The 24,460-nt window shown below is 67.9% G+C and carries 25 protein-coding genes and 1 pseudogene; 11 read left to right on the top strand and 15 right to left on the bottom strand.

Annotation, left to right across the window (positions count from 1 at the left end; genetic code table 11):
* Positions 1 to 153: 153 nt before the first annotated feature.
* The gene (locus tag OHZ10_RS30620) at positions 154 to 891 is read right to left on the bottom strand and encodes a sulfite exporter TauE/SafE family protein (RefSeq protein WP_059239608.1); all 738 of its coding nucleotides are present in this window, start codon (positions 889 to 891) and stop codon (positions 154 to 156) included.
* 847 nt (positions 892 to 1,738) lie between these two features.
* On the opposite strand from OHZ10_RS30620, the gene OHZ10_RS30615 reads away from it, so the two are divergent.
* A complete protein-coding gene (locus tag OHZ10_RS30615) occupies positions 1,739 to 2,653 on the top strand; it encodes a LysR family transcriptional regulator (RefSeq protein WP_059239610.1) in 915 nt (304 codons plus the stop codon).
* 318 nt (positions 2,654 to 2,971) lie between these two features.
* Positions 2,972 to 3,181, top strand: a pseudogene (locus OHZ10_RS30610) (LuxR C-terminal-related transcriptional regulator); the annotation flags it as partial.
* 42 nt (positions 3,182 to 3,223) lie between these two features.
* On the opposite strand, the gene OHZ10_RS30605 reads toward OHZ10_RS30610, so the two are convergent.
* The gene (locus OHZ10_RS30605) at positions 3,224 to 3,664 is read right to left on the bottom strand and encodes an acyl-CoA thioesterase (protein WP_059239613.1); all 441 of its coding nucleotides are present in this window, start codon (positions 3,662 to 3,664) and stop codon (positions 3,224 to 3,226) included.
* 206 nt (positions 3,665 to 3,870) lie between these two features.
* On the opposite strand from OHZ10_RS30605, the gene OHZ10_RS30600 reads away from it, so the two are divergent.
* From OHZ10_RS30600 to OHZ10_RS30580, 5 genes are read left to right on the top strand one after another with little or no spacing between them, the layout of a single operon-like run.
* A complete protein-coding gene (locus OHZ10_RS30600) occupies positions 3,871 to 4,977 on the top strand; it encodes a 3-deoxy-7-phosphoheptulonate synthase (RefSeq protein WP_174992428.1) in 1,107 nt (368 codons plus the stop codon).
* A gap of 11 nt (positions 4,978 to 4,988) precedes the next feature.
* Entirely contained in the window at positions 4,989 to 6,248 is a 1,260-nt protein-coding gene (locus tag OHZ10_RS30595; protein WP_059239615.1) for an aromatic ring-hydroxylating oxygenase subunit alpha, read from the top strand.
* On the top strand, positions 6,249 to 6,767 hold the full coding sequence (locus OHZ10_RS30590) for an aromatic-ring-hydroxylating dioxygenase subunit beta (protein ID WP_059239617.1): 519 nt from the start codon (positions 6,249 to 6,251) through the stop codon (positions 6,765 to 6,767).
* Between the two features lie 14 nt (positions 6,768 to 6,781).
* Positions 6,782 to 7,132, top strand: a complete 351-nt coding sequence (locus tag OHZ10_RS30585; RefSeq protein ID WP_059239619.1) for a non-heme iron oxygenase ferredoxin subunit — start codon at positions 6,782 to 6,784, stop codon at positions 7,130 to 7,132.
* The gene (locus tag OHZ10_RS30580; protein ID WP_059239621.1) at positions 7,129 to 7,440 is read left to right on the top strand and encodes a DUF1330 domain-containing protein; all 312 of its coding nucleotides are present in this window, start codon (positions 7,129 to 7,131) and stop codon (positions 7,438 to 7,440) included. The genes OHZ10_RS30585 and OHZ10_RS30580 overlap by 4 nt, the downstream gene beginning before the upstream one ends.
* Positions 7,441 to 7,853: 413 nt before the next feature.
* Here the strand turns inward: OHZ10_RS30580 and OHZ10_RS30575 are convergent, their stop codons facing one another.
* From OHZ10_RS30575 to OHZ10_RS30525, 11 genes are all read right to left on the bottom strand, one after another.
* The gene (locus OHZ10_RS30575; RefSeq protein WP_342705263.1) at positions 7,854 to 9,392 is read right to left on the bottom strand and encodes a DHA2 family efflux MFS transporter permease subunit; all 1,539 of its coding nucleotides are present in this window, start codon (positions 9,390 to 9,392) and stop codon (positions 7,854 to 7,856) included.
* Between the two features lie 2 nt (positions 9,393 to 9,394).
* Positions 9,395 to 10,594, bottom strand: a complete 1,200-nt coding sequence (locus OHZ10_RS30570; protein ID WP_174992426.1) for an efflux RND transporter periplasmic adaptor subunit — start codon at positions 10,592 to 10,594, stop codon at positions 9,395 to 9,397.
* Positions 10,591 to 12,036 carry an efflux transporter outer membrane subunit gene (locus OHZ10_RS30565; RefSeq protein ID WP_342705262.1) on the bottom strand — a complete coding sequence of 482 codons (1,446 nt, stop codon included), beginning with the start codon at positions 12,034 to 12,036 and terminating at the stop codon, positions 10,591 to 10,593. The genes OHZ10_RS30570 and OHZ10_RS30565 overlap by 4 nt, the downstream gene beginning before the upstream one ends.
* 154 nt (positions 12,037 to 12,190) lie before the next feature.
* The gene (locus tag OHZ10_RS30560; RefSeq protein WP_342705261.1) at positions 12,191 to 12,715 is read right to left on the bottom strand and encodes a shikimate kinase; all 525 of its coding nucleotides are present in this window, start codon (positions 12,713 to 12,715) and stop codon (positions 12,191 to 12,193) included.
* A complete protein-coding gene (locus OHZ10_RS30555) occupies positions 12,712 to 13,386 on the bottom strand; it encodes a hypothetical protein (protein WP_340624717.1) in 675 nt (224 codons plus the stop codon). The genes OHZ10_RS30560 and OHZ10_RS30555 overlap by 4 nt, the downstream gene beginning before the upstream one ends.
* Positions 13,383 to 14,522, bottom strand: a complete 1,140-nt coding sequence (pheA, locus tag OHZ10_RS30550; RefSeq protein ID WP_174994445.1) for a prephenate dehydratase — start codon at positions 14,520 to 14,522, stop codon at positions 13,383 to 13,385. The genes OHZ10_RS30555 and pheA overlap by 4 nt, the downstream gene beginning before the upstream one ends.
* Positions 14,519 to 15,538, bottom strand: a complete 1,020-nt coding sequence (locus OHZ10_RS30545; RefSeq protein WP_342705260.1) for a nitronate monooxygenase family protein — start codon at positions 15,536 to 15,538, stop codon at positions 14,519 to 14,521. The genes pheA and OHZ10_RS30545 overlap by 4 nt, the downstream gene beginning before the upstream one ends.
* A gap of 17 nt (positions 15,539 to 15,555) precedes the next feature.
* Complete coding sequence (locus OHZ10_RS30540) at positions 15,556 to 15,960, bottom strand: thioesterase family protein (protein WP_034180561.1); 405 nt, start codon at positions 15,958 to 15,960, stop codon at positions 15,556 to 15,558.
* A gap of 37 nt (positions 15,961 to 15,997) precedes the next feature.
* Positions 15,998 to 17,146, bottom strand: a complete 1,149-nt coding sequence (locus OHZ10_RS30535; protein WP_342705259.1) for an acyl-CoA dehydrogenase family protein — start codon at positions 17,144 to 17,146, stop codon at positions 15,998 to 16,000.
* A 67-nt stretch (positions 17,147 to 17,213) separates the two neighbouring features.
* Complete coding sequence (locus OHZ10_RS30530; RefSeq protein WP_342705258.1) at positions 17,214 to 17,777, bottom strand: DUF488 domain-containing protein; 564 nt, start codon at positions 17,775 to 17,777, stop codon at positions 17,214 to 17,216.
* Entirely contained in the window at positions 17,774 to 18,001 is a 228-nt protein-coding gene (locus OHZ10_RS30525) for a DUF2945 domain-containing protein (protein ID WP_340624719.1), read from the bottom strand. The genes OHZ10_RS30530 and OHZ10_RS30525 overlap by 4 nt, the downstream gene beginning before the upstream one ends.
* 283 nt (positions 18,002 to 18,284) lie before the next feature.
* Here OHZ10_RS30525 and OHZ10_RS30520 point away from each other — a divergent pair, with 283 nt between their 5' ends.
* From OHZ10_RS30520 to OHZ10_RS30510, 3 genes are all read left to right on the top strand, one after another.
* The gene (locus OHZ10_RS30520) at positions 18,285 to 19,574 is read left to right on the top strand and encodes an FAD-binding oxidoreductase (RefSeq protein WP_342705257.1); all 1,290 of its coding nucleotides are present in this window, start codon (positions 18,285 to 18,287) and stop codon (positions 19,572 to 19,574) included.
* Positions 19,575 to 19,590: 16 nt separating this feature from the next.
* Complete coding sequence (locus OHZ10_RS30515) at positions 19,591 to 20,148, top strand: helix-turn-helix domain-containing protein (RefSeq protein WP_059239644.1); 558 nt, start codon at positions 19,591 to 19,593, stop codon at positions 20,146 to 20,148.
* 152 nt (positions 20,149 to 20,300) lie between these two features.
* Complete coding sequence (locus tag OHZ10_RS30510) at positions 20,301 to 21,647, top strand: glutamine synthetase family protein (protein WP_342705256.1); 1,347 nt, start codon at positions 20,301 to 20,303, stop codon at positions 21,645 to 21,647.
* Positions 21,648 to 21,670: 23 nt separating this feature from the next.
* On the opposite strand, the gene OHZ10_RS30505 is transcribed toward OHZ10_RS30510, so the two are convergent.
* Positions 21,671 to 22,849, bottom strand: a complete 1,179-nt coding sequence (locus tag OHZ10_RS30505) for an FAD-dependent oxidoreductase (protein WP_342705255.1) — start codon at positions 22,847 to 22,849, stop codon at positions 21,671 to 21,673.
* Positions 22,850 to 22,988: 139 nt separating this feature from the next.
* On the opposite strand from OHZ10_RS30505, the gene OHZ10_RS30500 reads away from it, so the two are divergent.
* Complete coding sequence (locus OHZ10_RS30500) at positions 22,989 to 23,924, top strand: LysR family transcriptional regulator (RefSeq protein ID WP_342706006.1); 936 nt, start codon at positions 22,989 to 22,991, stop codon at positions 23,922 to 23,924.
* On the opposite strand, the gene OHZ10_RS30495 is transcribed toward OHZ10_RS30500, so the two are convergent.
* Positions 23,913 to 24,443: a GNAT family N-acetyltransferase gene (locus tag OHZ10_RS30495; protein ID WP_059239651.1), complete on the bottom strand. Its 531-nt coding sequence runs from the start codon at positions 24,441 to 24,443 to the stop codon at positions 23,913 to 23,915. The two genes, OHZ10_RS30500 and OHZ10_RS30495, sit on opposite strands and share 12 nt — an antisense overlap.
* Between the last annotated feature and the right edge of the window lie 17 nt (positions 24,444 to 24,460).

The following is a 24,460-nucleotide window of genomic DNA, read 5'->3' as shown; positions in this document are numbered from 1 at the left end:
AGCGATATTTCGACCGTCAATCGAGCGAATCGCCGAGGCCGTTCGGGAGGCCCTTGCGCGGCGGGCCTCATAACGGATCGGATATCGCGTCTATGTTCGCGAAGCCATGGCAGCGGAGCGGATGCCGGTGCGCCGGCGCCGGCCGTTTCAGCGTCAGATCGGCTTGACGAACAACCCGACGGTCAGCACGACACCGATGCAGACGATCCCGATCCGCAGGACGCGTTCGTTCACGCGATGCAGCGCCCACGTGCCGAGCAGCCCGCCGACGATCGCGCCGCCGCCGAGCGCGAGCGCCGAGCCCCAGTGCAGGTGCGGCGAGGTCACGAACAGCACGACGGCCGATGCGTTCATCACGCCGGCGAGCGCGTTCTTCGTCGACATCGCGTGACGCGGAGACAGGCCGGCCATCGTCAGCACGGCCATCATCAGGAAACCGAGCCCGCCGCCGAAGTAGCCGCCGTAGATCGCGATCATGAACTGCGAGATCGCGGCGGGGACGGTGCCGAGGTGCGCCGCGCCTTCGCGCGGCTTGCGGAAGAAGCTGCCCCACGCGAACACGATCGTCGCGAACAGCACGAGCCACGGCACGAGGCGCGAGAAGATCGACGACGGCGTCTTCAGCAACAGCAGGCCGCCCAGCGCACCGCCGATCACGCTGATCACGAACAGCGCGCGAAACGACAGCTTGCCCGCGCCGCGCACCATTTTCCGGCTCGCCCAGCCCGTCGTGACCTGCGCGGGAAACAGCGCGACCGTCGACGTGATGTTCGCCGCGAGCGGCGACATGCCCGACACGATCAGCGCGGGCAGCGTGACGAACGAGCCGCCGCCGGCGAGGGTGTTCTGCAGGCCGGCCCAGAGGCCGGCAAGGATGACGAGAGCGAGCATCGGTGCGCAACGGGAAAGGTGGCGGGCTCGCTTGCCGTAAACGGGCAAACGCGGCGGACGCACGATGGTAATGCAGGATCGCGGTTGCGGGAAACGGTTGCCGGGACGATGCAGCGGCCACCGTGCGTCGGATCGGCGCGCAACACGAACGTGCGGAGCGGTGTCGGGGTTCATGCCTACACGCACGCAGGCGCGCGCGGGCAGGCCGGATGCGTCGCGCCGGCCGTATTGTCGTGCAATGGCGATCGAGTCGAAAAGGGGGCTGGACGGGCAATCAAACGGATTTTCCCGGATCGCAGGGACGCGCGCGCAAATTGGCCGATCGGGATTTGTTTTGTGAAACGGGCGAGTGATAAATCGGAATGCCGGTGTCAATGTCAATAGAGGAGTTTAAAAGTTCTGTCATTCGGTCGCGATGCGCAGAATGTGCGGTACCGCACCCGGAATCGGCGCGGGCGGGCCGCGCCTGGCGTGCCTGGCGCAGGCTTTGCTTCGCCGGCCTGCGCGAGGGATTCGTGGGTCGGCGCAATTGAATCGGTTAGTTTTATTGTTCATTCGTGCGCATCATTTCATTTAAATCGAATGTGCATCGCATCGGGTTGCGATTTATTGCAGCGCGGTGCACAATCGTTCACAAGTGCAATAAATCCGCAGCGGATTTTCTCAGCGGCACAAATCCTCCCCGCCATTCACCGCACGCCTCTTCGGCGGACGCACGGTCGTGCGTCAAGCTCGGCGGCGCGACTGCCGATTTCCGGTCTAGCGCGATCACGGAGCACATACGCCCGAGGCACGATGCCGTTGGCCCATCGGCCGGCCAGTTCCGACAGCACAGCATGGGCGCAACATGGCGACTTCCATTGACCTCAATCTTCTTGTCGTTCTGGACGCATTGCTGTCCGAGAACAGTGTGGTGGGCGCGGCCAACGCGCTCGGCCTCAGTCCGTCCGCACTCAGCCGCTCGCTCGCGCGGCTGCGGGTGATGACGGGCGATCCGTTGCTGGTGCGGGCAGGGCGCGATCTGGTCCCGACCCCGCGTGCGCTCGAGTTGCGCGACCGGGTGCATGCGCTCGTCGTGGAAGCGCACTCGGTCATGTGTCCGTGCGAGCGGGTCGACATGAGCACGCTCAAGCGCACGTTCTCGATCCGCGCGAACGAGGCGTTCGTCGAAACGTTTGCGCCGGCGCTGCTCGAGCATGCGTCGCGCACGGCGCCCGACGTGCGGCTGCGCTTCGCACCCAAACCCAACAAGCATGTCGATGCGCTGCGCAACGGCGACATCGATCTCGAAGTCGGCGTGATCGGGCAGGCCGGACCGGAGTTGCGCGTGCAGGCGCTGTTTCGCGACCGTTTCATCGGCGTGGTCCGCATGGATCATCCGCTCGCGACCGGCGAAGTCACGCCGGAGCGCTTCGCGTCGTTTCCGCAGGTGAGCGTGTCGCGCCGCGGGCAATTCCACGGCCCGATCGACGCACTGCTCGAATCGCTCGGTGTCGCGCGCTCGGTGACCACCGTCGTGTCGAGCTTCCCGACCGCGCTGTCGCTCGCGCGCAGCTCGGATTTCGTTGCCAACGTGCCGGAGCGGCAAACCGAGCGGTCCCGCGCCGGCATGCACAGCTTTACGTTGCCGCTGGCGATCGCGGACCTGACGGTCTCGCAGATCTGGCACCCGCGTTTCGATCGCGACCCCGCGCATCGATGGCTGCGCGATTGCGTGCGCAATATCTGCGCGCCACGTGTTGCCGACACGATCGCCCGCTAGCGGCGCGCCGCTTCGATGTGACGCGTCGTGCAATGCTGGTGGCGTGCGTCAACGTCATTGATATATTGCGTGTCGTGCATCTTCCGAACCGTAAATCGATTAGGTATGCTCGATTCCGTTCGAACAACACCGGAGATAATAGGTAGGGCAGCCTTTGCTTTTGAATTCGCCGAACATTCGTGGAGCCTTTAAATAATAAATATCCAATCCGAGGGGTATGTGAATTGAGGTGAACATTGGAAATCGTGAATCTGAAATATTGGCGTCTTATTTTGGATGGGGAAACGAATGGTTCAGTTTGCGGCGAATATAGCGACTCCCGAGGATGTCACCCTCAGCATGCGTGAATGCGAAGTGTTGCGCTGGGCGGCGGAGGGGAAGACCGCGTATGAGATCGGCATCATTCTCGGCTTGACCGAGCGGACGATCAATTTCCATATTTCGAGATCGATCGTGAAGCTCAATGCGTCGAACAAGACCAACGCGGTCGTGAAAGCCGTGTTGATGGGTCTGATCGTGTTTGCATGAACGGCACCGGGGCGCCCGTCCGCGGCCTCCCCGGTTGCGCCATCAGATCGCGCCCTGAAACGACAGCACGCGCGTCCTGAACTCTTCCGGCACCGGCACGGTGGTCTTGCTGCCGTAGTCGAACATCACGTGGGTGGACACGGCCCGCGCGACCACGGCCTGATCGTCGGCCGAATCCTCGTCGGCCGTCTGCCCGTCGCGCACCATCAGGTATTCCAGTTCGAAGCTCTTCGAGCCGAAGCGCGTGACGCTGCTGCGCACCGTGATCGTATCGCCGTACTGAGCGGGCTTCAGATACTCACACGAGGTCTTGACCATGATGTGCGGCAGCTTTTCCGAATACGGCAGATCGAGCAGATCGTGCATGTAGGTCAGGTAGGCGTGCTGCAGATAATCGTAATAGACCGGGCTGCTCACATGGCCCATCGCGTCCGTCTCCCGATACTTCACGTCGATTCGGGTCTCGAAATATTTTCTTGTCATTACAGGCTCCTTGGCAGAACAGCAGGTGTGAACGTGTTTGTTCAGGAGTTAAGTTAGACGCGATCCGCATATCGGAATACTGTCGGAAATCACAGATATTCACTATGCGAAATGCCTCTGAGATAAATGACAGTATCACCATGGATTTGACCGCGCTCTAATTGCCTCCGTAAATCGGCATCCGATCAGCGAGAGTGGAGTGTTAAATGGAAAAATCCGTTGAGGCAGCGTTGACGCAAGGCGTGGCGGTGATCAGTGCGCAGCGGTTGCGCGCCGAATTGCCATGCGATCCCGGCCTGGCGCGCTCGATCGCCGATGCGCGGCGTGCATTGGCGCAGATCATCGCGGGCGAGGACGACCGGCTTGCGCTGATCGTCGGGCCGTGTTCGATCCACGACGCGGAGGCTGCGCTGGCGTTCGCGCGCCGGCTCGCGCCGCTGCGCGAGCGGTACGCCGATGCGCTCGAGATCGTGATGCGCGTCTATTTCGAAAAGCCGCGCACCACGGTCGGTTGGAAAGGACTGTTGAACGATCCGTATCTCGACGGCAGTTTCCGGATCGAGGACGGCCTGCGCGTCGCGCGCCAGGTGCTGCTCGGCATCAATGCGCTGGGCCTGCCGGCCGCGACGGAGTTTCTCGATCCGATGACCGCGCCGTATCTCGACGATCTCGTGTCCTGGGGCGCGATCGGCGCCCGGACGACCGAATCGCAGATCCATCGCCAGGCGGCATCGGGGCTCGACCTGCCGGTCGGCTTCAAGAACGGCACCGACGGCAACGTGAAGGTCGCGATCGACGCGATCCGTGCGTCGCGTGCGTCGCACAGCTATCTGAGGCCGTCCGTGGCCGGCGGCGTGGAAATCGCGACCACGCCCGGCAATCCCGACACGCACGTCGTCCTGCGCGGCGGCAAGACGCCGAACTACGACGCCGCGAGCGTCGCGGCGGCCTGCGCCGCGCTGCGCGACGCGCATCTCCCCCCGTATGTCGTGATCGACGCGAGCCATGGCAACAGCGGCAAGCAGACGCGCGCGCAGATCGACGTCTGCGGCAACCTCGCCGAGCAGCTGCATCGCGGTGAGCGCGCCATCGTGGGCGTGATGATCGAGTCGTTCCTCGTCGAGGGGCGGCAGGACGTGGTGCCGGGCACGCCGCCGGTGTTCGGGCAAAGCATTACCGACGCATGTCTCGGCTGGGAGCACACGGCCGAACTCGTCGAGCAGTTGGCTGCCGCGGTGGTTGCGCGGCGGCGTTCGCCAGCCGGCTTCATCGCGCACGGCGCCGCCGTCGCGATGCAGGCCGTTTCTTACTGAAAGGAGCTCTCTTGAACTCACCCATCGACATCGCCCGCGCGCTCGACTGGAAAGGCGACGGCGCCAGCCGCACGCCGTACGAGGCGTACACGAGTGAAGCGCTGTATCAGCGCGAACTCGAGCGCCTGTTTTACGCGAATCACTGGTGCTACATCGGCCTCGAAGCCGAAGTGCCGTCTCCCGGCGATTTCCAGCGCACGGAAGTCGGCGAGCGATCCGTCGTGATGACGCGCACGGAGGACGGCGAGATCGTCGTTTTCGAAAACGCGTGCGCGCACCGCGGCATGCAGTTTTGCCGCGAGCGCGCCGGTAACGCGAAGGATTTCCACTGCCCGTATCACCAGTGGAACTACGACCTGAAGGGCAACCTGATCGGCGTGCCGTTCCGGCGCGGCGTGCGTCAGGGCGGCAAGATCAACGGCGGCATGCCGGCGGATTTCGAGCCCGGCAAGCATGCGTTGCGGCGCCTGCGCGTGTCGACGCGCGGCGGCGCCGTGTTCGCGTCGTTCGACGAGAACGTCGAATCGTTCGAGGATTACCTCGGCCCGAACATCCTGCCTTACTACGATCGCCTGTTCCACGGCCCGAAGCTGACCGTGCTCGGCTACACGCGCCAGCGCGTGCCGAGCAACTGGAAGCTGATGGTCGAGAACATCAAGGATCCGTATCACGCGGGGCTGCTGCACACCTGGTTCGTCAACTTCGGCCTGTGGCGGGCGGACAATCCCGCCAAGCTCGTGACCGATGCGCATCACCGGCACGGCGCGATGGTGTCGATCCGCAGCGGCGGCGGCGGCGGCGAGGTGACGCACAACGTGACGAGCTTCAAGGAGCGCATGACGCTGAACGACGACCGCTTCCTCGATGTCGTGCACGAACCGTGGTGGGGCGATCCGACCGTCGTGATGCTCACGCTGATGCCGAGCGTCATCATCCAGCAGCAGGTCAATGCGCTGTCGACGCGCCGCATCCGGCCGGTCAGCCCGGGCGTGTTCGACTACGTGTGGACCCATTTCGGCTTCGAGACCGACACCGAGGAGATGACGCGCCGCCGCCTGCGCCAGGCCAATCTGTTCGGGCCGGCCGGCTTCGTGTCGGCGGACGACGGCGAGGTCATCGAGTGCGTGCAGCAGAGCTTCGAGCAAATCCAGCGCGGCAACGTCTACAACGAACTCGGCGGCCGGCAGGTCGACGATCAAACCGATCATATGGTTAGCGAAACACTGGTGCGCGGCATGTACCAGTACTGGCGCCAAGTGATGGAGGCCTGAATGAGCACGATCACGACACGAACCGACCGGCCGGCCGCCGGGCTGCACGCGGGCTTCGAGGATTTCTACGCGCTCGTCCAGCTCAATGCGCGCTATGCGGCCGTGCTCGACGGCGGCGACTGGGACGCGTGGCCGGAATTCTTCGTCGAGCAATGCCGGTACACGGTGGTGCCGCGCGAGAACCACGAGCGCAACCTGCCGCTCGCGGTGATGGATTTCGAGAGCAAGGGCATGCTGAAGGACCGCGTCTACGGCATCAAGGAGACGCTGTTCTTCGATCCGTACTACCAGCGCCACGTGATCGGACTGCCGCTCGTCACGTATCTCGACGACACGGTGATCGAGGCCGAGACGAACTACGCGGTGCTGCGCACGAAGACGGAGCAGATGAGCGACGTCTACAACACCGGGCGCTACCTCGACCGGATCGTGCGGACGCCGCAGGGGCTGCGGTTCGAATCGCGCATCTGCGTCTACGACAGCGAGATGATTCCGAACTCGCTGATTTTCCCGATCTGAACGAGGGGCAGACAGTGACTACGAACTGGATCGACGCGGTCGCGCCGGAAGCGGTGCGCACCGACGGAATACTCGGCGTCTGGGTGGGCGGGCGCGACATCGCGCTCTATGCGGTCGGCGACGAGATCTTCGCGACCGAGAATCAGTGCACGCATGGCGAAGCGCGGCTGAGCGACGGTTTCCTGCTCGACGACGAGATCGAATGCCCGCTGCATCAGGGGCGCTTCAGCGTGCGGACCGGCATCGCGCTGTGCGCGCCGCTGACGACGTGCGTGCGCACCTATCCGGTGAAGATCGAGAACGGCCGCGTGTTCGTGCAACTCGCACAGGCCGATGCGGCGGCGCCGGCGGAGGTGCGGTCATGAGCGCTTACGTGGTGTTCGATATCGACGTGCACGACGCCGACGCATACCAGGCGTACCGCCGGCTGGGTGCACCGACGGTGGCCGCGTACGGCGGGCGCTTCCTGGTGCGCGGCGTCGAAGTCGAGACGCTGGAAGGGGACTGGACGCCGAAGCGCGTCGTCGTGCTCGAATTCGAGTCGGCGGAGCGCGCCCGCGAGTGGTATCAGTCCGACGGCTATCAGGCGGCGAAGCGGCTGCGCGAGCCGGCCGCGCGGACGATCGGCATTCTCGCCGACGGCTACGTGCCGGTTGCCAGCGATCCGCGTTAAGCGGTACAGGTGAAGGGGCTCCGCGCCGGGTTGACCGGCGCGGAGCTTTTTTCATTTCGGGATGCAGAACAGTCAGGCCGGCGGCATCGATTCGTCGGCAATGGCGGAGGGCGATACGCGCCGGCGGATGCCCGCGCTGCCTGCCGGCGGGCCGGCTACCCGGCCGGTCGATCCCGCCGGGCGAGACGGGTGCCCGATAGTTCCGCGCGCACGATCTCGCCCATGCCGTTGCCCGGCGCATGCAGTGGCTGCACCTGCGCGGGCGTGTCATGCCATCCGGGAAGCGAGTCGAAGGGCCGTCGCGACCGGACGGCGTTGCGGTTGCGGCGCCCGTCGGGCGACGCTGCCGGCGCTGGCCGCGTCTCGCAAGCCGTGCGCGCAGCGGCCGCGAGCCGCGCACCGCGGCTCATGCGTCACGCATGGCGGTAGCGGATCGACCAGACCGTCAGCAGCGTCGCGCCGAACAGCAGCAGGCAGCCGAACGAGAAGTCGTTCAGCGCGAGCATGTGCGCTTCGACGTCGATCGCATGCGCAACCGACGCGAGCGCGCCGGACGGCGACAGACCCGCGTGATCGAGCCGCGCGAACCAGTCGCCGGCCGCGAAGTCGTACGGCGTGATGTGGTCGACGAGATAGGTGTTGTGCACGCGGGAGCGGCGCTCGAAGTAGGTCGGCGCGACCGACGTCGCGACGCTGGTGCCGATCCGGCGCAACGCGTTCTGCAGCCCGGATGCCGCCGGTAGCCGTTCGCGCGGCAGCCCGGCGAGCGACAGCGACACGAGCGGCGTGATGAAGAACGCGGTGGCGGCGCCCATCAGCAGCGAATTGGCGGCGATGTCGCCGAGGGTCACGTCGCTGTTGAAGTGCAGGCGCCAGAACGATGCGGCGCCCCAGCCGACGAGCGCGACGGTCGCGAGCAGGCGCGGGTCGGTGCGGCCCTGGAAGCGGCCGAGCAGCGGTGCGATCACGATCCCCGCGACGCCGAGCGGCGCGGTGGCGATGCCGGCCCAGGTGGCCGTGTATCCCTGCTGGGTTTGCAGCCACAGCGGCACGAGCACCAGCGCGCCGAAATAGAGCCCGAAGCCGACCGTGATCGCGAGCGTGCTCGTCGTGAAGTTGCGGTCCGCGAACAGCCGCAGGTCGACGATCGGATGGCTGTCGGTCAGCTCCCAGAGGATCAGCGCGATGAACGACGCGGCGCCCACGACTGCCAGCACGCGAATTTCGTTGGACGCGAACCAGTCGAGATTCTGGCCGCGATCGAGCAGCAGCTGGAACGAACCGAACGCGGCGGTGAGCAGCAGCAGCCCGACGAAGTCGACCGGCAGGCGCCGCGTCGCGTTGTCGCGTCCCGCCAGCAGCCGCCCGAGCACGCCCAGCACGAGCACGCCCGGCGGCACGTTCACATAGAAGATGTACGGCCAGCTCAGGTTGTCGGTGATCCAGCCGCCGGCGATCGGTCCGAGCACCGGCGCGACGAACGTCGTGGTTTGCCACACGGCGAGCGCGACGTGGCGGCGCGTCGACGGGAACACCGCCATCAGCAGCGCCTGGGACAGCGCGGTGATCGGGCCCGACGCGGCGCCCTGAAGCGCGCGAAACAGCAGCAGCGACTCGAAGTTCGGCGCCATCCCGCACAGGATCGACGTGAGCACGAAGAGCAGCACCGACAGGCGAAACAGCCGCACCTGGCCGAAGCGCTGCGTGAGCCAGCCGGTCAGCGGCAAAGTGATCGCGAGCGGCGTCGCGAACGAGGTCAGCATCCAGGTGCCCATGTCCGGCGCGACGCCGAGATCACCCGCGATGGTCGGGACGGCGACGTTCGCGATCGTCAGGTCGAGCGTCTGCATGAAGTTCGCGACGCTGACCGCGATCGCGACGAGCGCCAGCGGCATGCCGGCGAGGGGCTCCAGCGGCAGTTTCGGCGCCGCGTTCCGGGCGAAAAAGCGCATCGTCAGGCTCCCGGGGCGAGCGGGCGGGCGCCGCTGTTCGCGCGGATCGTCTCGGCGACGAGCGCGTCGCCCGCTTCGTCGTCGTCGCGATAGATCGACGTGGCGTCGATCGACCGGCGCACCTCGGGGGGGCGGGCCGGCGTCGACGCCGATGCGGTGCCGCGGCCCTGACCGACCGGCACCGATGCCGTCATCGACAGGCCGATGCGCAGCGGATGCGCGCGCAGCTCGTCGGGATCGAGCGCGATCCGGACCGGCACGCGCTGGACGACCTTGATCCAGTTGCCGGTTGCGTTCTGCGCGGGCACGGCTGCGAACGCGGCCCCGGTGCCGGCTTCGAGCCCGACGACGCGCCCGTGGAACACCACGTTGCTGCCGTACAGGTCCGAGAACAGCTCGACCGGCTGCCCGGCTTGCACGCCGCGCAGTTGCGATTCCTTGAAGTTGGCTTCGACCCACACGTGATCGAGCGGCACGAGCGCCAGCGACGGCGTGCCGGGCGCGACGTGCTGGCCGACCTGCACGCTCCGGCGCGTGACGAGCCCGCCGAGCGGCGCGCGTACTTCGGTGCGACGCAACGCGAGCGCCGCGCTGCGGACCCTGGATGCCGCCGCGCGCACGAGCGGGTTCGTGTCGATCGACGTGCCGTCGGTGTGCGCGAGCGTCGCGTCGTAGGCGGCCTGCTGCGCGTTCAGCGCGGCCGCCGCGCCGTCCATCGCATCCCGCGCATGACGAAGATCCTCGCGCGACACGCCGCCGTCCTGCGCGAGGCTCAGCCGGCGCTGCAGATCGTCGTTCGCCTTGGACAATTCGGAGCGCCGCAGCCGGATCTGCGCTTCCTCGCGGGTCGCGTCGGCATGCGCGGTGCGGTATTCGCGCACCGCGTGGGCGAGCTGGGCGACCGCTTCGTCCAGCGCGAGCCGGGCATCGGTCTTGTCGACGCTGAAGAGCAGGTCGCCCGGACGAACCCAGTCGGCGTTCTGCACGCGCACGGCGTCGACGGTGCCGCCGATCTGCGGCGAGATCTGCACGACGTCGCCGGACACGTACGCATCGTCGGTCGTTTCGGTGCCGCGCGTGGTGGCCCACGCGGCGGCGGCGATGCCGGCAACGCCGGCGAGTCCGATGAAGAACCAGCGGAAGTAGCGACGGCGCGCGCGTTGCAGCGAGGGCTCGGCGGCGGGAGATTCGGGACGGTTCATTGCGTGGCTCCAGTGGAAGAGGTGCCGCCGAGCGCGGCGATCAGGCGGGCGTGCTCGATCGCGAACGACGCGTCCGCACGGGCGACCGACGCGCGATCCTCGAGCAGCCGGCCTTCCGCGAGCAGGACGTCGAGGTAGCCGGAAATGCCTTTGCGGTAGCGCTGCGTCTCGACGGCGTAGGTCTGTTGCGCGCGCGACAGCGCCTCGCGCTGAAGCGCGCGCTGCCGGCCGAGCGTGTCGATCTGGACGAGCGTGTCGCTGACCTGTGCGAGCGCGTTGACGACGGTGTCGTCGTACGCCGCGACGGCGGCGTTGTAGGCGGCGGTTTGCGCCCGCAGGCCGGCGCGCAGGCGGCCGCCCTCGAAAATCGGCAGCGTGATCGCGGGGCCTGCGCCGAACGTGCCGCTGTTGCCGTGGAACAGCGCGCGGAAGCCGAAGCTCTGCACGCCGGCGAAGGCCAGCAGGTTGACGTCCGGATAGAACGCGGCGCGCGCCGCGTCGATGTTCGCTGCTTCGGCTTCGACCTGGTAGCGCGCGGCCAGCACGTCCGGACGGCGGCCGATCAGCGCCGCGGGCAGGACGGCCGGCATCGGCAGTTCGGCCGCGGGCGCCGCGGCGGGTGTCAGCGCATCGGCGTAACCGGGGCCGCGGCCGACGAGCGCGGCGAGCCGGTGGCGCAGCCGGGCCGAGGCGGCCGCATGCGTGTTGATGTCGGCCTGCGCATGCGGAATCGGTTCGCTCGCCCTGAGCACGGCGACCTGCATGTCGAGACCGGCGTCGGCGCGTTGCGACGTGAGGCGCAGCAGATAGCTGTGCTGCTGCAGCGTATCGCGCGCGATCGCGAGCAGTTGCTGTTCGAGCGCGAGCTGCAGGTAGGTTTCGACGATCGCCGCCTGCAGCGACACGGTGGCCGCGTGTTCGAGCGCGCGCTGCTGGTCCGCGCGCAGCGCGGCGGCGCGCGCCAGCGCGTGCTGTCGGCCGGCGATGTCGAGATTCCACGACGCGCCGAGGAGCGCCTGCGCGTCGACCTGCCAGTGTCCGGCCGCGGGCGGCGGCGTCCGGTAGCTGCCGGGCAGGCGTGTCGGCACCGCGCTCACGGTCGCGCCGAGTTGCGGCAGCAGCGCGGCGCTTTCGACGTTGGCGTCGGCCAGCGCCTGCGCGACGCGTTCACGCTGCGCTTGCAGCGTCGGCGCGCCGGCCAGCGCGTCGTCGACGAGGCGATCCAGCTGCGCATCGCCGAACGCGCTCCACCAGCGTTCGGCGATCGCCGGCGAGCCGGCGCCGGCGGAACGGATCGCGGTGCCCGCATCGAGTTGCTCGACGGGGGTGATGCGGGCCGCCGGGCGTTGCGGGCCGAACGGCGCGCAGCCGGCGATCGCGAGCGCGGCGAGCGCGGGAACCAGGCGGCGCGAGCCGCGCGCTCGGTCGATAAGGAAGGGCATGATCGGTTTCCTGTCGTGCGATGGCGAACGATTCATATCTAAAAATATATCTTTAGATATTATTCGACGATCGGCAACTGGCAGAAATGGCAGTTCGCCGCAGCAGCCGGCGTCGTTGCAACAGTTGAAAAGGGGGGCGGATCGAGGGGGCGGATTACGCGACGGCAAGCGCGTCGAGCGCTGCCGCGAGCGTTTGTGCGACGGACTGGCCCGACGTATCGATGCGGCAGTGCGCGCATGCGCGGTACAGCGATTCGCGCGCGTCGTGCAGCGTGGCGAGCGCCGCGCGCGGATCGGCGACGTTCAGCAGCGGGCGGGAGGCGTCGTCGCGCGTGCGGTGCCACAGGGTGTCGAGATCGCTCGCGAGATGGATCACGAAACAGCGCTGGCCAAGCCGGGCGCGCGTGTCGTCGCGCAGCACGGCGCCGCCGCCGGTCGCGAGCACGAGCGCGGGCCCGCGCGTCAGCATGTCGATGACGTCGGCTTCACGGGCGCGGAAGTCGCCCGCATGGAATTGCGCCGCGACGGGCGCGCCGAAGCGGCGTTCGAGTTCGCGGTCGGCGTCGACGAACGGCAACGCGAGCGTGCGGGCCAGTGCGCTGCCGAGGGTCGTCTTGCCGGCGCCGGGCATGCCGACGAGCGCGATGCGCGTCGGGCCTGCCTGCGGGCGCGCGCTCACAGGCGGCTCCGCAGCGACGGGGCGCGGCGGGTCACCGCGGCGATCCGCTGGATCCGGACGAAATTCGCGAGCGGGTCCAGCGCATCGGTGATGAAGGTGTGAGGCGCGCCGGGGGGCATGTCCAGCGCGATGCCGGCGACCACGAGCGTGCCGTCGTACAGCGCGTCGGCCAGCGCGCCGATGCGGGCGCCAAGCGCCGGCGTCGCCGCGCCGAGATCCGCGACGACGCGGCGCGAGCGCGGCCAGTCGACCGGCTCGGCCGGGCGTGCCGGCCAGCGTGCCAGCAGGCCGCCGGGTAGCGGCGCCGCGGGCCGCGCCGCGCCGGTTTCGAGCACCTGCCAGGTCAGCGGCGCCGCGGGCAGGCACGCGCGCCAGCGGCCATAGGCGGTCGCCGCGGTGTCGCCGATCGCCACCGCCGGAAGCCTGAGACGCGCGCAGCGCCGCAGCAGGCACGCGGTGCCGGCGGCATCCGGCGTGCCGCGCACGAACGGCAGCAGCTCCAGTTCGCCGTCGTATTCGGCGCGCAGCGCGCGCAGCCATCGTCCGGCGGCGAGCGGCACGCATCCCGCCGCGGCGATGCCGCACAGCACGAGCAGGCGATCGTCGCGGCCGTCGCGAATCGCGAGCAGCCGGGCGGCGACGGAGGACGACGCGGGCGCCGGGGTCATCATGCGTCCGTGCCGTCGGCGTGCCCGTCCGTGCCGCCCGCGGCACGCGGATAGGCGCCGAGCACGCGCAGTTCGGACGCGACGAGCGCGATCTCGTCGAGCGCCGCGCGCACGTTCGGATCGAGCGGATGTCCGCCGAAATCGATGCAGTACCGGTACGCCTGGCCAGCCGCGCGTGCCGGCCGCACGTCGACCCACAGCAGCGGGGCGCGGTGATGGGCGAGCGCATCGAAGATGCGCGCGAGCGCGTCGGGCGCATCGGTCGGCCGCAATACGATGCTCGTGCGGTCGTGGCCGGTCGGGGCCGGCGCCTGGCCGCCGACGATCACGAAGCGCGTGCGGTTGTCCGAGTGATCCTGGATCGCGCGGGATACGATTCGCAGTCCGTAAAGTGCGGCTGCAGGTTCGCCGGCGATCGCCGCGCAGTCGTACAGATGCGCGGCCTCGCGCGCGGCCACCGCGTTGCTGGATACCGGGATGCGGCGCAGGTCGGGTGCATGCGTGTCGAGCCACGCGCGGCATTGCGCGAGCGCCTGCGGATGGCCGACCACGCTGTCGACGCCGTCGAGCGATCCGCTTGCGCTCAGCAGGCAGTGCGCGACGGGCAGTTCGATTTCGCCCGTGACGGGCGCCGCCTGCGCGATCAGCAGATCGAGCGTGCGCGTCACGCTGCCTTCGGAGGAGTTCTCGACCGGTACGACCGCGCATTCCGCGTCGCCGCGCGCGAGCGCTTCGAATACCGCGTCGATCGTCTCGTGTGCCTGCCCGCGTGCGAATTCGCCGAAGTGACGCAGCATCGCGGCTTCGGTGTAAGTGCCCGAGGGGCCGAGGAACGCGACCGACGGCAGCGATTGCGCGTCGCGGCTCGCGCGGAACAGCGTCTGCCAGATGGCTCTCAGGTCGCGGTCGCGCAGCCCCCACGGCGCGCGCGCGCACAGTTCGGCGACGATCGAAGCTTCGCGGGAAGGCTGCCGTACCGCGAGCCCCGCATGCCGCTTGAGATGACCGATCTCGGTGGCGTGAACGATGCGCTGGCCGATCAGCGCGAGCAGTTCGTCGTCGATCACGTCGATCTGCGCGCGGCGGCGCGCGATCGCATCGTCGACGGACGACGGGGCGGCCAGTTCGGACGTCGTCATCGCGTTTCGATCCGTGAAGTCGGGGAGGCGACCGGCCGGCGTGCGGCGTCGTGCGCGGCTGCGCCCGGCTGCACGCGCGCGACGGCGCGTTCGTATTCGTCCGCGAGCCGCTCGACGATCTCGGCGACGCTGAGTACCGCGTCCATCGCGCCGACGCCCTGGCCGGCGCCCCAGATGTCGCGCCATTGCTTCGCGCCGCCTTCCGGCGAGAAATCGAGTTGCGCGCCGTCGACCCGCGCGAGCCGGCGCGCATCGAGCCCGGCTGCCTCGATGCTTTGGCGCAGGTAGTTGCCGTGGACGCCGGTGAACGCATCGGTGTAGATGATGTCGGCAGCGTTGGCTTCGACGATCGTGTCCTTGTACCGCTGCACCACGTTTGCTTCGTGCGACGCCAGGAAGCGTGTTCCGATGTACGCGAAGTCGGCGCCGAGCGCGCGCGCGGCGGCGATCGCGTCGCCGGTCGCGATCGCGCCGGACAGCGCGATGAAGCCGTCGTAGAAGCGCCGTACTTCCGTGACCAGCGCGAACGGCGACAGCGTGCCCGCATGGCCGCCCGCGCCCGCCGCGACGAGGACGAGGCCGTCGACGCCGGCTTCCAGCGCCTTCTGCGCATGCCGTACCGTCGTGACGTCGTGCAGCACGATCCCGCCGTAGGCGTGGATCGCATCGACGACGTCGCGCGACGGTGCGCGCAGGCTCGTGATCATCAACGGCACGCGCCGTTCGATGCAGATGCGCAGATCCTGTTCGACGCGCGGATTCGACGGATGGCAGATGTGGTTGACCGCGAACGGTCCGACCGGCGCGTCGGGATGGGCGTCGCGGTAGGCGCGCAGCGTACCGTCGATCGTGTCGATCCAGTTGCCGAGCTGCGTGCTGAGCCGCGCGTTGAGCGCCGGAAATGCGCCGACGATCCCGCTCTTGCACTGGGCGAGCACCATCTCGGGATAGCTCGCGATCAGCATCGGAGACGCAATCACCGGCAGCCGGAGACCCTGCAGCGGAAGCGGAATCATGGTCGGGCTCCGGCTCGTTAGCGTGCGAGCGCCGCGCTGTCGCGCCGCTCGTCGAGACGGCGATGGAAGCCGTCGCGGCTGACGGCGCAGCGCGTATGCACGCCTTCGCCGACGACACCCACCGCATCGCGCACTTCGACCCGGTACGTCATCATGCGGCCGTCGACCTCGATCAGTTCGGCATCGATCGTCACGTCCCATTCGGGCGGCGTCGGTGCGAGATGCTTGATCTCGAAGTTGTAGCCGACCGTCATCTGTCCGGCAGGCAGCAGGTGGTCGGTCGCCTGCATGCAGGTCTGTTCGATGAAGATGATCATGATCGGGCTCGCGAGCGCGTGCGCTTCGCCGCCCCATTGATCGGCGAGCGAAATCGTGTCGACGCGGTGGGTGGCGCGGGCGCGCAGGCCAGTCTGGATAGTCAAGGGAAGCTCCTCGAGGGGGGATGAAAAGGGTGAGCGGTCACGCCGCGCGCGCCGTGGCGGCCGCGCGTCGTTGCAACTGGCTGAAGATGTTCCGGTAATGCATTTCCTCGGTGCCGCCGGCCGAGCCCATCGCGAGCGCGTCGGCGACGAAGGTGGCGAGCGGGCCGCGCCGGTAGCCATCGCTACCGTGAATCGCGAGGAGGTGCAGCGCGGCCTGTGCGAGATCGCGTGCGCCTGCGAGCTTCGCGATCGAGCAGTTCGCGAGCGCTTCGGGGTGCTGATCGATGAGCAGGTCGAGCGCGGCGCGCGCCGTCCAGCGCGTGCGTTCGATGCCGACGTGAACGTCGACCAGCCGGCGCTGGACGTGCTGATGCGCGTCCAGCGCGACGCCGAGCGTCTTGCGGCCGCCGGCGTGCGCGAGTGCGTCGGCAAGGAACGGCTGCGTGACGTTCGCGCACAGCAGGCCGAACAGCGCGCGATTCATCGACGCGATGTCCATCAGCAGGCGCAATCCGTCGCCGGGCGCGCCGAGCAGTTCGTCGGCGTCGACGTGCACGCCGGACAACGTGAGGTCGCCGATCGGCAGATCCGCGACGCCGAACGTCGCTTGCGGCGCACTGCGCTGAACGCCTTCACGTTCGGGATCGATCAGCACCAGCGCGGTGGTCGGCTTGCCGTCACCGGTCAGGGTCGCGACGATCATCATCAGGCGCGCTTCGGGCGCGTGGCTGATGTTGTACTTGTGGCCGTCGAGCCGGTAGTGGTCGCCGTCGCGAACGACGCATGTTTCGAGCGCGCGCACCTCGGTGCCGGTGCCTTTCTCCGAGATCGCCGTGGCGCCGATGGCGCCGGACAGCAGCTGCGGCAGATGCCGTGCACGCTGCGCGTCGGAACCGTAGGCGACGATTGCGCGAATCAGCGTCGCCTGATTGGCGAGCGCCATCGCGAAGCCGACCGAGCGCAGCGCTGCGGCGATCGCCTCGAACGCATCGATGAAGTCGTGCCACGTGCCGCCCGCGCCGCCGAGTTCGCGCGGTACCGGCAGGCGCCACAGTCCCGCATCGGACAATGCATCCCAGGCAGCGCGATGGAAAGCGCCGGAAGGGGCGGACCGCGCATGGCGTTCAGCGATGTCGCGATACGTGGCGGTCGTCGTGTGCTGTGCTTCGCTGGCAGTGAGAGTCATGTCGGGGAGCGAGACGTTGCATGGATCGTGTCGCCAATCTAATGAAAAGCCCCCGGACGAGAAACTGTCAGTTATCGCACTCCGGTGCAGCGCCGCCTTCGACGTCCGGATACACGATCGTGCCGTCCGGCCGGACGACTGCGCCGGCCGTGAGGCGCGCAGGCTCCACGCGATTGCGGCCCATGATGTGCAGTACCGTCTCGCCGCGCGCGATCAGGTAGTCGGACACGATGCGCCGGTGACAGCGCCACCACACGGCTTCCGAACACATGATCGCGCAGCGCTGCTCGTGCCCCCGTGCGATCAGTTGGTCGAGGCCTGAACGAAATTCCGGCGACAGCGCGTAATCGGCGTAGCGGTGGAAGCTGCGGTTCGTCCAGAAATCGTTGACGTCGTCGGGCACGTCGCGCGATTTGCCGCGCAGGCCGCCGAGTGTCGCGATGTGTTCGTACGCAATATCGTCGGCAGCCAGTGCCTCCGGCAGCGTCGCTTCGTTGAACTGAGGATGGGTGCGCGAGCGCGTCATCTTGCGGATATCCGCGAGCAGCGCGATCCCGGCCGCATCGAGCAGGCCGACGAATTCGTCGAGCGTGCGGTTCGAATGGCCGATCGTGTAGAACGGGTAGGTCATGCGAGATCCTTGCCGGTGATGCGTTCGAGCACGCGGCCGCGATGCGCGGCGATGTGGTCGGTCCGGTCGCTCTTGATCTCGTACTGCGGATCGCCGGGCGACGCGCGATGGCAATGGCCCTTGTAGTCGAAGTCGGCGGTGTGGATCGCGACGATCGTGCCGGTCACGTAGCCGGCCTCGGAATTCCAGCGGACGCGGTCGCCCAGCCTGAATGGTGTGCTCATGCCGGTGCCTCCTGGTGTCGGTGCGCGGTTCGGCGGTCTTCGCGGTGCGAGTGGCCGGGCCGCGAGGGCGGGGCTGTCTGCACGCATTATCGGCCGCACCCGCTCCGCGAAAAAGATACAGGCGGCAGCACAGTGCTGTGCTGCCTGCGCAAGCGGCGCGCCGGCGCGTGGGCAATCTTTCATTATTCCGACGATACGAGCGCTTATTGACACGCTTGCCTGCGTGAAATTGCCGTGCTAATTTTTCATGAAATTTATCGGCGTAATTTTCACGGGAGTCCGCATGTTCGTGCAGTCCGACCGTCACGTCGCAAGCTACTACGCCGGCACCTACCCGGCGCCGATCCCGCATCGTCCGGAACTGGACGACCGCATCGACGCCGATGTGCTCGTCGTCGGCGCGGGCTTCAGCGGGCTGCATACGGCGTTGCGCCTGGCACTCGCCGGCAAGCGCGTGGTCGTGCTCGAAGCGAGCCGCGTCGCATGGGCTGCGTCGGGCCGCAACGGCGGACAGGCGCTGCTCGGCTGGTCGTGCGACATGCAGCCGCTCGAGGATTCGCTCGGCCGCGACGGCGCGCGCCTGCTGTGGGACAGCATGCGCTGGGCGGCGGCCGAGGTGCGCGAACTGCCGGTGCGGCATGGTTTCGACATCGATTACCGGCCCGGCAGCCTGTGGGCCGCGCTACGGCCGCGGCGCGTCGCGATGCTCGAACAGGCCCGCGACGAGGCCGCCGAGCGCTGGGGCTATGACCGGCTGCGCGTGATCGGCCGTGACGAGATGCCCGAATGGATCGGCGGTACGCGCTATCTTGCGGCGCTGCACGATCCGGAGGCCGGCCACCTGAACCCGCTGAAGCTCGCGCTCGGCCTCGCGCAGACGATCGAGCGTGCGGGCGGGCGCATCTTCGAGCAGAGCCGCGTGCTCGACTGCCGCGAGACGGCCGGTGGCCATATTGCCCGCACGGCGCGCGGCGAAGTGCGCGCGGACGTGCTCGTGCTGGCGTGCAACGCATACGTCGACCGGCTCGATCGCGATCTCGCGCGCCGGCTGCTGCCGGTCGGCACCTATCAGGTCGCGACCGCGCCGCTTGCGCCCGACGTCGCGCGTGCGCTGCTGCCGCAGAACAGCTGCGTGATCGACAACCAGTTCGTGCCCGACTACTTCCGCCTGAGCCCCGACAACCGGCTGCTGTTCGGCGGCGGCTGCACGTACCTCGGCGGCATTCCCGCCGACATCGCAGCGGCGACGCGCCCGCACCTCGAACGCGTGTTCCCGCAACTGGCCGGCGTGACGCTCGACTACGCATGGGGCGGCCACATCGACATCAGCATGCGCCGCACGCCGGACATCGGCCGCCACGGGCAGCGCTTCTGGTTGCAGGGCTTCTCGGGGCACGGCGTGCTGCCGACGCTCGCCGGCGCGCGCGCGGTGGCCGACGCCGTGCTCGGCGACGAACGCCTGCTCGCGCAGTACCAGCGCATCCGCAACCCGCGTTTCCCCGGCGGCGACCGGCTCGCCGCGCCGCTGGAAGCGATCGGCAAGGCCTGGTACCGTCTGCGCGATACCGTCTGACTCACCGGAACCCGTCATGAACGAACAGGAAGAGATAGAAAGTCTGGCGATCCTGATCCGCGACCTGCGCAAGCATCGCAAGGTCACGCTCAACGATCTCGCCGAACGGATCGGCCGCTCGGTCGGCTTTCTGTCGCAGGTCGAGCGCGGGCTGTCGCGCCCGACGGTCGCGGATCTCACTGCGATCGGCGAGGCACTCGGCGTGCCGACCACGTATTTCTACAGCCTGAGCAAGCCGCGCAGCGTGCCGTGGGTCACGCGGCCCGACGAGCGGCGCACCGTGTATTACGCGGCCGGCATCACCGACATCCTCGTGTCGCCGAACATGCGCTCGCGCTTCTCGATTCTCGAAAGCCATCTGGCGCCGGGCGCGAGCAGCGGCGAGCGACCGGTCGACGACAGCGACGAGCAGGGCGGCTTCGTGCTGGAAGGCGCGCTGACGATCTGGATCGACGATGACGACACGCCCGTCACGCTCGGCCCGAACGATGCGTTCCAGCTTCCCGCGCACAAGCGCTTCCGTTACGCCAACCTGACCGATGCGCCGACGCGCGTGATCTGGGTATTCACCTGAGTTGTCGGCGGGGCGGTCGGTGCTGCATGCCGGCGCGCCCCGCAGCCTGTTCGCAGTACTGATTGACATGCGGCGTGCGTCGTTCGGCATGCCGCATGAATCCGGTTCGCCGCGCTGCGGCACCGTCATACAAGACATGGAAAGGATGAGACATGGCTGACGTCGTTCCCGCGCTGGTCAGTGAAGTCCGCGCATTCCGGCAGGCACACCCCGAGATCCGTTATGTCGACCTGATCTGCCTCGACCTGCCCGGGCATTTCTACGGCAAGCGCTATCCGATCGATGCACTCGAGAAGGTCGCGTCGGGTTCGCTGTTGAAGCTGCCGCAGAACTGCGTGCTGCTCGGCACGCAAGGCGGCCTCTACAAGATCGGCGATTACTGCTTCAACGACGGCGATCCCGATGCACCGCGCCGCCTGATTCCCGGTACGCTGAAGCCCGTGCGCTGGGAGCGGCAGCCGCTTGCGCAGATGCTGATCAGCTCCGACGGCACCGATGCACCGATCGAGTTCGAGCCGCGCGAGGTGCTCGCGCGCGTGTTGAGGCGGTTTGCGGCGCGCGGCATCCGGCCGGTCGTCGCGTTCGAGCTCGAGTTCTACCTGTTCGCCGCACAGCTCGCGGACGGGATGCCGCAGTATCCGCGCGACCGCCTGAGCGACGACCGCGACGATCAGCCCAACATGCACATCGAGCGCCTGTCACGCTTCTCCGACGTGCTGCACGAGATGGTCGACGCCGCGTGCGAGCAGGGCGTCGATGCGACGGTGATGACCGCCGAGCTCGGGCCCGGCCAGTTCGAGATCAATTTCGGGCACACCGACGACGCGCTGCGCGCGGCCGACTGGTCGGCGCTGTTCTGCCGCAGCACGCGCGGCGTCGCGTTGCAACACGGCTATCGCGCGAGCTTCATGGGCAAGCCGTACCTGCATGCGCCGGGCAGCGGGATGCACGTGCACGTGAGCCTGTACGACGACGCGGGGCGCAACCTGCTCGCCGCGGACGGCCAGCGGCCGCTGCGGCACGCAGTGGCCGGGTGTCTCGCGCTGTTGCCGCACTGCATGCCGGTGTTCGCGCCGAACCACAATGCGTTCCGGCGCTACGGATCGATGGTGAACGCGGCGAGCCGTGCGAGCTGGGGCTTCGAGGATCGCGATGCGTGCATCCGGATTCCGGAGTCGGATGCACGCAACCTGCGGATCGAGCACCGTCTCGCGAGCGCGGATGCGAACCCGTATCTGGTGCTCGCGGCGATCCTGTCGGGAATGGAGCATGGGCTCGATGCGAAGATCGAACCGATTGCGCCGCTCAACGAGGATCGCGGCAGCGGCATCGATTTCCCGAAGGAGATGCTGTCGTCGGTTGCCGCGATGCAGGATCACCCGGCCGTGCGCGAAGGGCTCGGCAGCGAGTTCGTGATGGTCTATTGCGAGAACAAGCGCCAGGAGGAGCTGGATTTTCGCAACGAGATCGGGGCGCGGGAGTACCGGTGGTTTTTGTGACCGGATGCGGCTCCTCGCGGGCCTTATCGTCCGCGCGCCTGCGTCATCGGCAGGTGCGCGCCCCAGGCACTCGTCAGGGCTTCGATTTCGGCGACCGGATCGATCTGTTGTCGCGCGCGTTCGTTCACGTCCTCGCTGAATAACAGGTGCGCGAAATCACGCGCACGCGCGATGATCGCCGCGGTTTTCGGGCTGCGCCGCATCGTGAACGATGTGAGCGCGGCATCGAGGCCGCCGCCGTTGCCTGCACCGTATTCGTCGAGACACCGGGCCAGATGCCACGCATCCTCGAACGCCTGGCATGCGCCTTGTCCGGAGGTCGGTAGCGACGCGTGCGCGGCGTCGCCGATCAGCAGAACATTGCCGCGGTGCCACACGTCGACGGGGTCGAGATCGTGCACGCGGATCTTCGCGATCGTGTCCGCCGGCGTCGCGCGTAGCACGTTCGCGATGGTCGCCGGCCACGCCCGGAAGCGCCGTTCCAGCATCGCGCCCGGATCGCCTTCCGTTGCATCGTCCGGACCGGCTTCGGGCCATGCCGCTGCCCAGTACAGGCGATGCCGGTCCACCGCGACGATGCCGAACCGCTCGCGCGTGCCCCAGTAGTCGGATATCGACACCTCGTCGACGAGCGGCGCATCGCTTTGCGCGATGCCGATCCAGTTGACGAATCCCTGATAGACGGGCGTGTTGTCGCCGATCACATGACGCCGCGCGACGGAGTTCATGCGGCCGTCCGCGCCGATGACGAGATCGGGGGCGATCGTCGTTCCATTGTCGAAGCGAACGACAGCACGGCCGTCCGTCCCGGCGTCGATGGACGTTGCGCCGTGGCCGAAGTGGACGTCGATGCCGCGCGCCGCGAGGTGCCGTGCCAGCACGGCCTGGAGATCGCGCCGCAGGATCGAATAGGTCGGGAAACCCATGCGGCGATCGAGTGCGCGGATATCCGTGACCTTGAGCGGGTTGCCGTGCCGGTCGATGCGCTGCATCGCGTTCATGCGGCCGCCTGCCTCGACGATGTCCGGCAGCAGGCCGAGCTGCGAGAGGACGAAGCCGGCATTCGGCCACAGCACCACGCCCGCGCCCATCGTCGATTCCGACGGCATGCGTTCATACAGCCTGATCTCGTGACCACGCCCGGCGAGCGCGAGTGCAGTGCTCATGCCGGCCACGCCGGCGCCCAGGATTGCAATGTTCATGACGCTCCTTCCTTGTGTCGTGCGAGCGTTCGCGTGGCCGCGGGAGCGTCGCATTGACGGGATGAGCATCGTAAATTATGGTATGTGGCGGGATAAGCCGTGAAAAACGGCACACTTTGATACCTGAAATGGGCTAATGATGCGTAGCAAGCTGGATCTGAATGCGGTGCGTGTATTCGTGTCGGTCGTCGACGAAGGCAGCTTCGCCGGCGCCGCGCGCGTGCTGGCGATGCCGGGTTCCAACGTCAGCCGCCACGTCGCGCAGCTGGAGTCGAGGCTCGGCGCGCGTCTGCTGGAGCGCAGCACGCGACACCTGCGCATGACGGAGGCCGGGCGTTTGCTGCACGAGCGCGCACGGCCGATGCTCGATGCGCTGACGCAGGCCGAATTCGAACTGACGTCGCAGCAGACGGAGCTGCGCGGCGTGCTGAAGCTCTGCGTACCGGGTGAAATCGGGCCCCGCATGCTCGGGCCGATCGTCGCGGAATTCGCGAGCCGCCACCCGCGCGTCGAAATCGACTGCGATACGAGCCTCGCGGGCGTGTCGACGCTGCGCGACGATATCGACCTGTCGATCATCGTCAATCGCGGGCAGCTGGACGACAGTGCGTTCGTCGTCAGGCCGCTCGTGCGTTTGCCGAGTGTCGTCGTGGCCGCGCCATCGCTCGTCGAACGCACGGGATTGCCGACCCGGACGGAACAGCTCCGGCAACTGCCGTGCATCACGACCTTGAGCACGCTGAAAGGGCAGCCGTGGCAGTTCGCCGACCGCGACGGGCGGATTCACAAGATTCCGGTTGCGAGCCGGTATCGCGTCAACAGCGGCGAGATGGCCGGTCTGGCTGCGGTGAGCGGGATCGGCTTCGCGATTCTCGTCGAGCGCGCGTGCGCGGCGGCGCTGGCGGAGGGGCAGCTGGTGCGCGTGCCGCTGGAGATGACGCCTGCGCCGCTGGAGCTGCACGCCGCTTATGCGAGCCGGAATTCGGTCAATGCGAAGATTCGCGAGTTGCTGCAGATGATGCAGGAGCGGCTGGCGGTGGACGAAGCGATGCCGTCGTCGCGGTCACTTCGGTAGTGCGCGCCAGTAGCGCACTTCCTCGATCGGCGTCCCGCCGATCTCGAACGTCTTGATGTCGTCTTCGGCGACGAAGCCTTCGCGTTCGTAGAATGCCCTGGCCCGGCGGTTCTTGATCAGTACCCACAGCGACACCCAGGCATGGCCGGCATCATGCAGCGACCGGCACGCATGATCGACCAGCGCCGCGCCGATGCCTTGTCCGCAATACGACGGATGCAGGTAGATCGCTTCGATTTCGGCCCAGCCGCGATCCTTGTCGGTGTCGCGCGTCGGACCGTAGGCGATCCAGCCGGCTGGCACGTCGTTCGTGATCGCAAGCGCGACCCGTGGCCGTCCGGCGCCGAGCGCATAGCGCCACGCGGCCGTGCGCTTTTCGACCGACAGGCCGGCGAGGAACGGCGCCGGCATGATGTCCGTGTAGGTCGCTTGCCACGACGCAACGTGAATATCGGCGATGGCCGGTGCGTCGACGGATGTGGCGGCGCGGATGTCGATCGTCGTCGTGTTCGGTGCCATGCGTACCTCGCCTGATC

This window comes from Burkholderia arboris (assembly GCF_038723655.1).
In the GTDB taxonomy this organism is placed as follows: domain Bacteria; phylum Pseudomonadota; class Gammaproteobacteria; order Burkholderiales; family Burkholderiaceae; genus Burkholderia; species Burkholderia arboris.
The sequence above is the reverse complement of the archived record's forward strand: the minus strand, read 5'-3'. Positions and strand labels throughout refer to the sequence as shown.

Excerpts from the sequence above, each read along its gene's own strand:
- OHZ10_RS30620 (WP_059239608.1), bottom strand. The coding sequence starts at position 891 with ATGCTCGCTCTCGTCATCCTTGCCGGCCTCTGGGCCGGCCTGCAGAAC.
- OHZ10_RS30615 (WP_059239610.1), top strand. The coding sequence starts at position 1,739 with ATGGCGACTTCCATTGACCTCAATCTTCTTGTCGTTCTGGACGCATTG.
- OHZ10_RS30605 (WP_059239613.1), bottom strand. The coding sequence starts at position 3,664 with ATGACAAGAAAATATTTCGAGACCCGAATCGACGTGAAGTATCGGGAG.
- OHZ10_RS30600 (WP_174992428.1), top strand. The coding sequence starts at position 3,871 with ATGGAAAAATCCGTTGAGGCAGCGTTGACGCAAGGCGTGGCGGTGATC.
- OHZ10_RS30590 (WP_059239617.1), top strand. The coding sequence starts at position 6,249 with ATGAGCACGATCACGACACGAACCGACCGGCCGGCCGCCGGGCTGCAC.
- OHZ10_RS30580 (WP_059239621.1), top strand. The coding sequence starts at position 7,129 with ATGAGCGCTTACGTGGTGTTCGATATCGACGTGCACGACGCCGACGCA.
- OHZ10_RS30575 (WP_342705263.1), bottom strand. The coding sequence starts at position 9,392 with ATGCGCTTTTTCGCCCGGAACGCGGCGCCGAAACTGCCGCTGGAGCCC.
- OHZ10_RS30570 (WP_174992426.1), bottom strand. The coding sequence starts at position 10,594 with ATGAACCGTCCCGAATCTCCCGCCGCCGAGCCCTCGCTGCAACGCGCG.
- OHZ10_RS30565 (WP_342705262.1), bottom strand. The coding sequence starts at position 12,036 with ATGCCCTTCCTTATCGACCGAGCGCGCGGCTCGCGCCGCCTGGTTCCC.
- OHZ10_RS30555 (WP_340624717.1), bottom strand. The coding sequence starts at position 13,386 with ATGATGACCCCGGCGCCCGCGTCGTCCTCCGTCGCCGCCCGGCTGCTC.
- pheA (WP_174994445.1), bottom strand. The coding sequence starts at position 14,522 with ATGACGACGTCCGAACTGGCCGCCCCGTCGTCCGTCGACGATGCGATC.
- OHZ10_RS30545 (WP_342705260.1), bottom strand. The coding sequence starts at position 15,538 with ATGATTCCGCTTCCGCTGCAGGGTCTCCGGCTGCCGGTGATTGCGTCT.
- OHZ10_RS30535 (WP_342705259.1), bottom strand. The coding sequence starts at position 17,146 with ATGACTCTCACTGCCAGCGAAGCACAGCACACGACGACCGCCACGTAT.
- OHZ10_RS30530 (WP_342705258.1), bottom strand. The coding sequence starts at position 17,777 with ATGACCTACCCGTTCTACACGATCGGCCATTCGAACCGCACGCTCGAC.
- OHZ10_RS30525 (WP_340624719.1), bottom strand. The coding sequence starts at position 18,001 with ATGAGCACACCATTCAGGCTGGGCGACCGCGTCCGCTGGAATTCCGAG.
- OHZ10_RS30520 (WP_342705257.1), top strand. The coding sequence starts at position 18,285 with ATGTTCGTGCAGTCCGACCGTCACGTCGCAAGCTACTACGCCGGCACC.
- OHZ10_RS30515 (WP_059239644.1), top strand. The coding sequence starts at position 19,591 with ATGAACGAACAGGAAGAGATAGAAAGTCTGGCGATCCTGATCCGCGAC.
- OHZ10_RS30510 (WP_342705256.1), top strand. The coding sequence starts at position 20,301 with ATGGCTGACGTCGTTCCCGCGCTGGTCAGTGAAGTCCGCGCATTCCGG.
- OHZ10_RS30505 (WP_342705255.1), bottom strand. The coding sequence starts at position 22,849 with ATGAACATTGCAATCCTGGGCGCCGGCGTGGCCGGCATGAGCACTGCA.
- OHZ10_RS30500 (WP_342706006.1), top strand. The coding sequence starts at position 22,989 with ATGCGTAGCAAGCTGGATCTGAATGCGGTGCGTGTATTCGTGTCGGTC.
- OHZ10_RS30495 (WP_059239651.1), bottom strand. The coding sequence starts at position 24,443 with ATGGCACCGAACACGACGACGATCGACATCCGCGCCGCCACATCCGTC.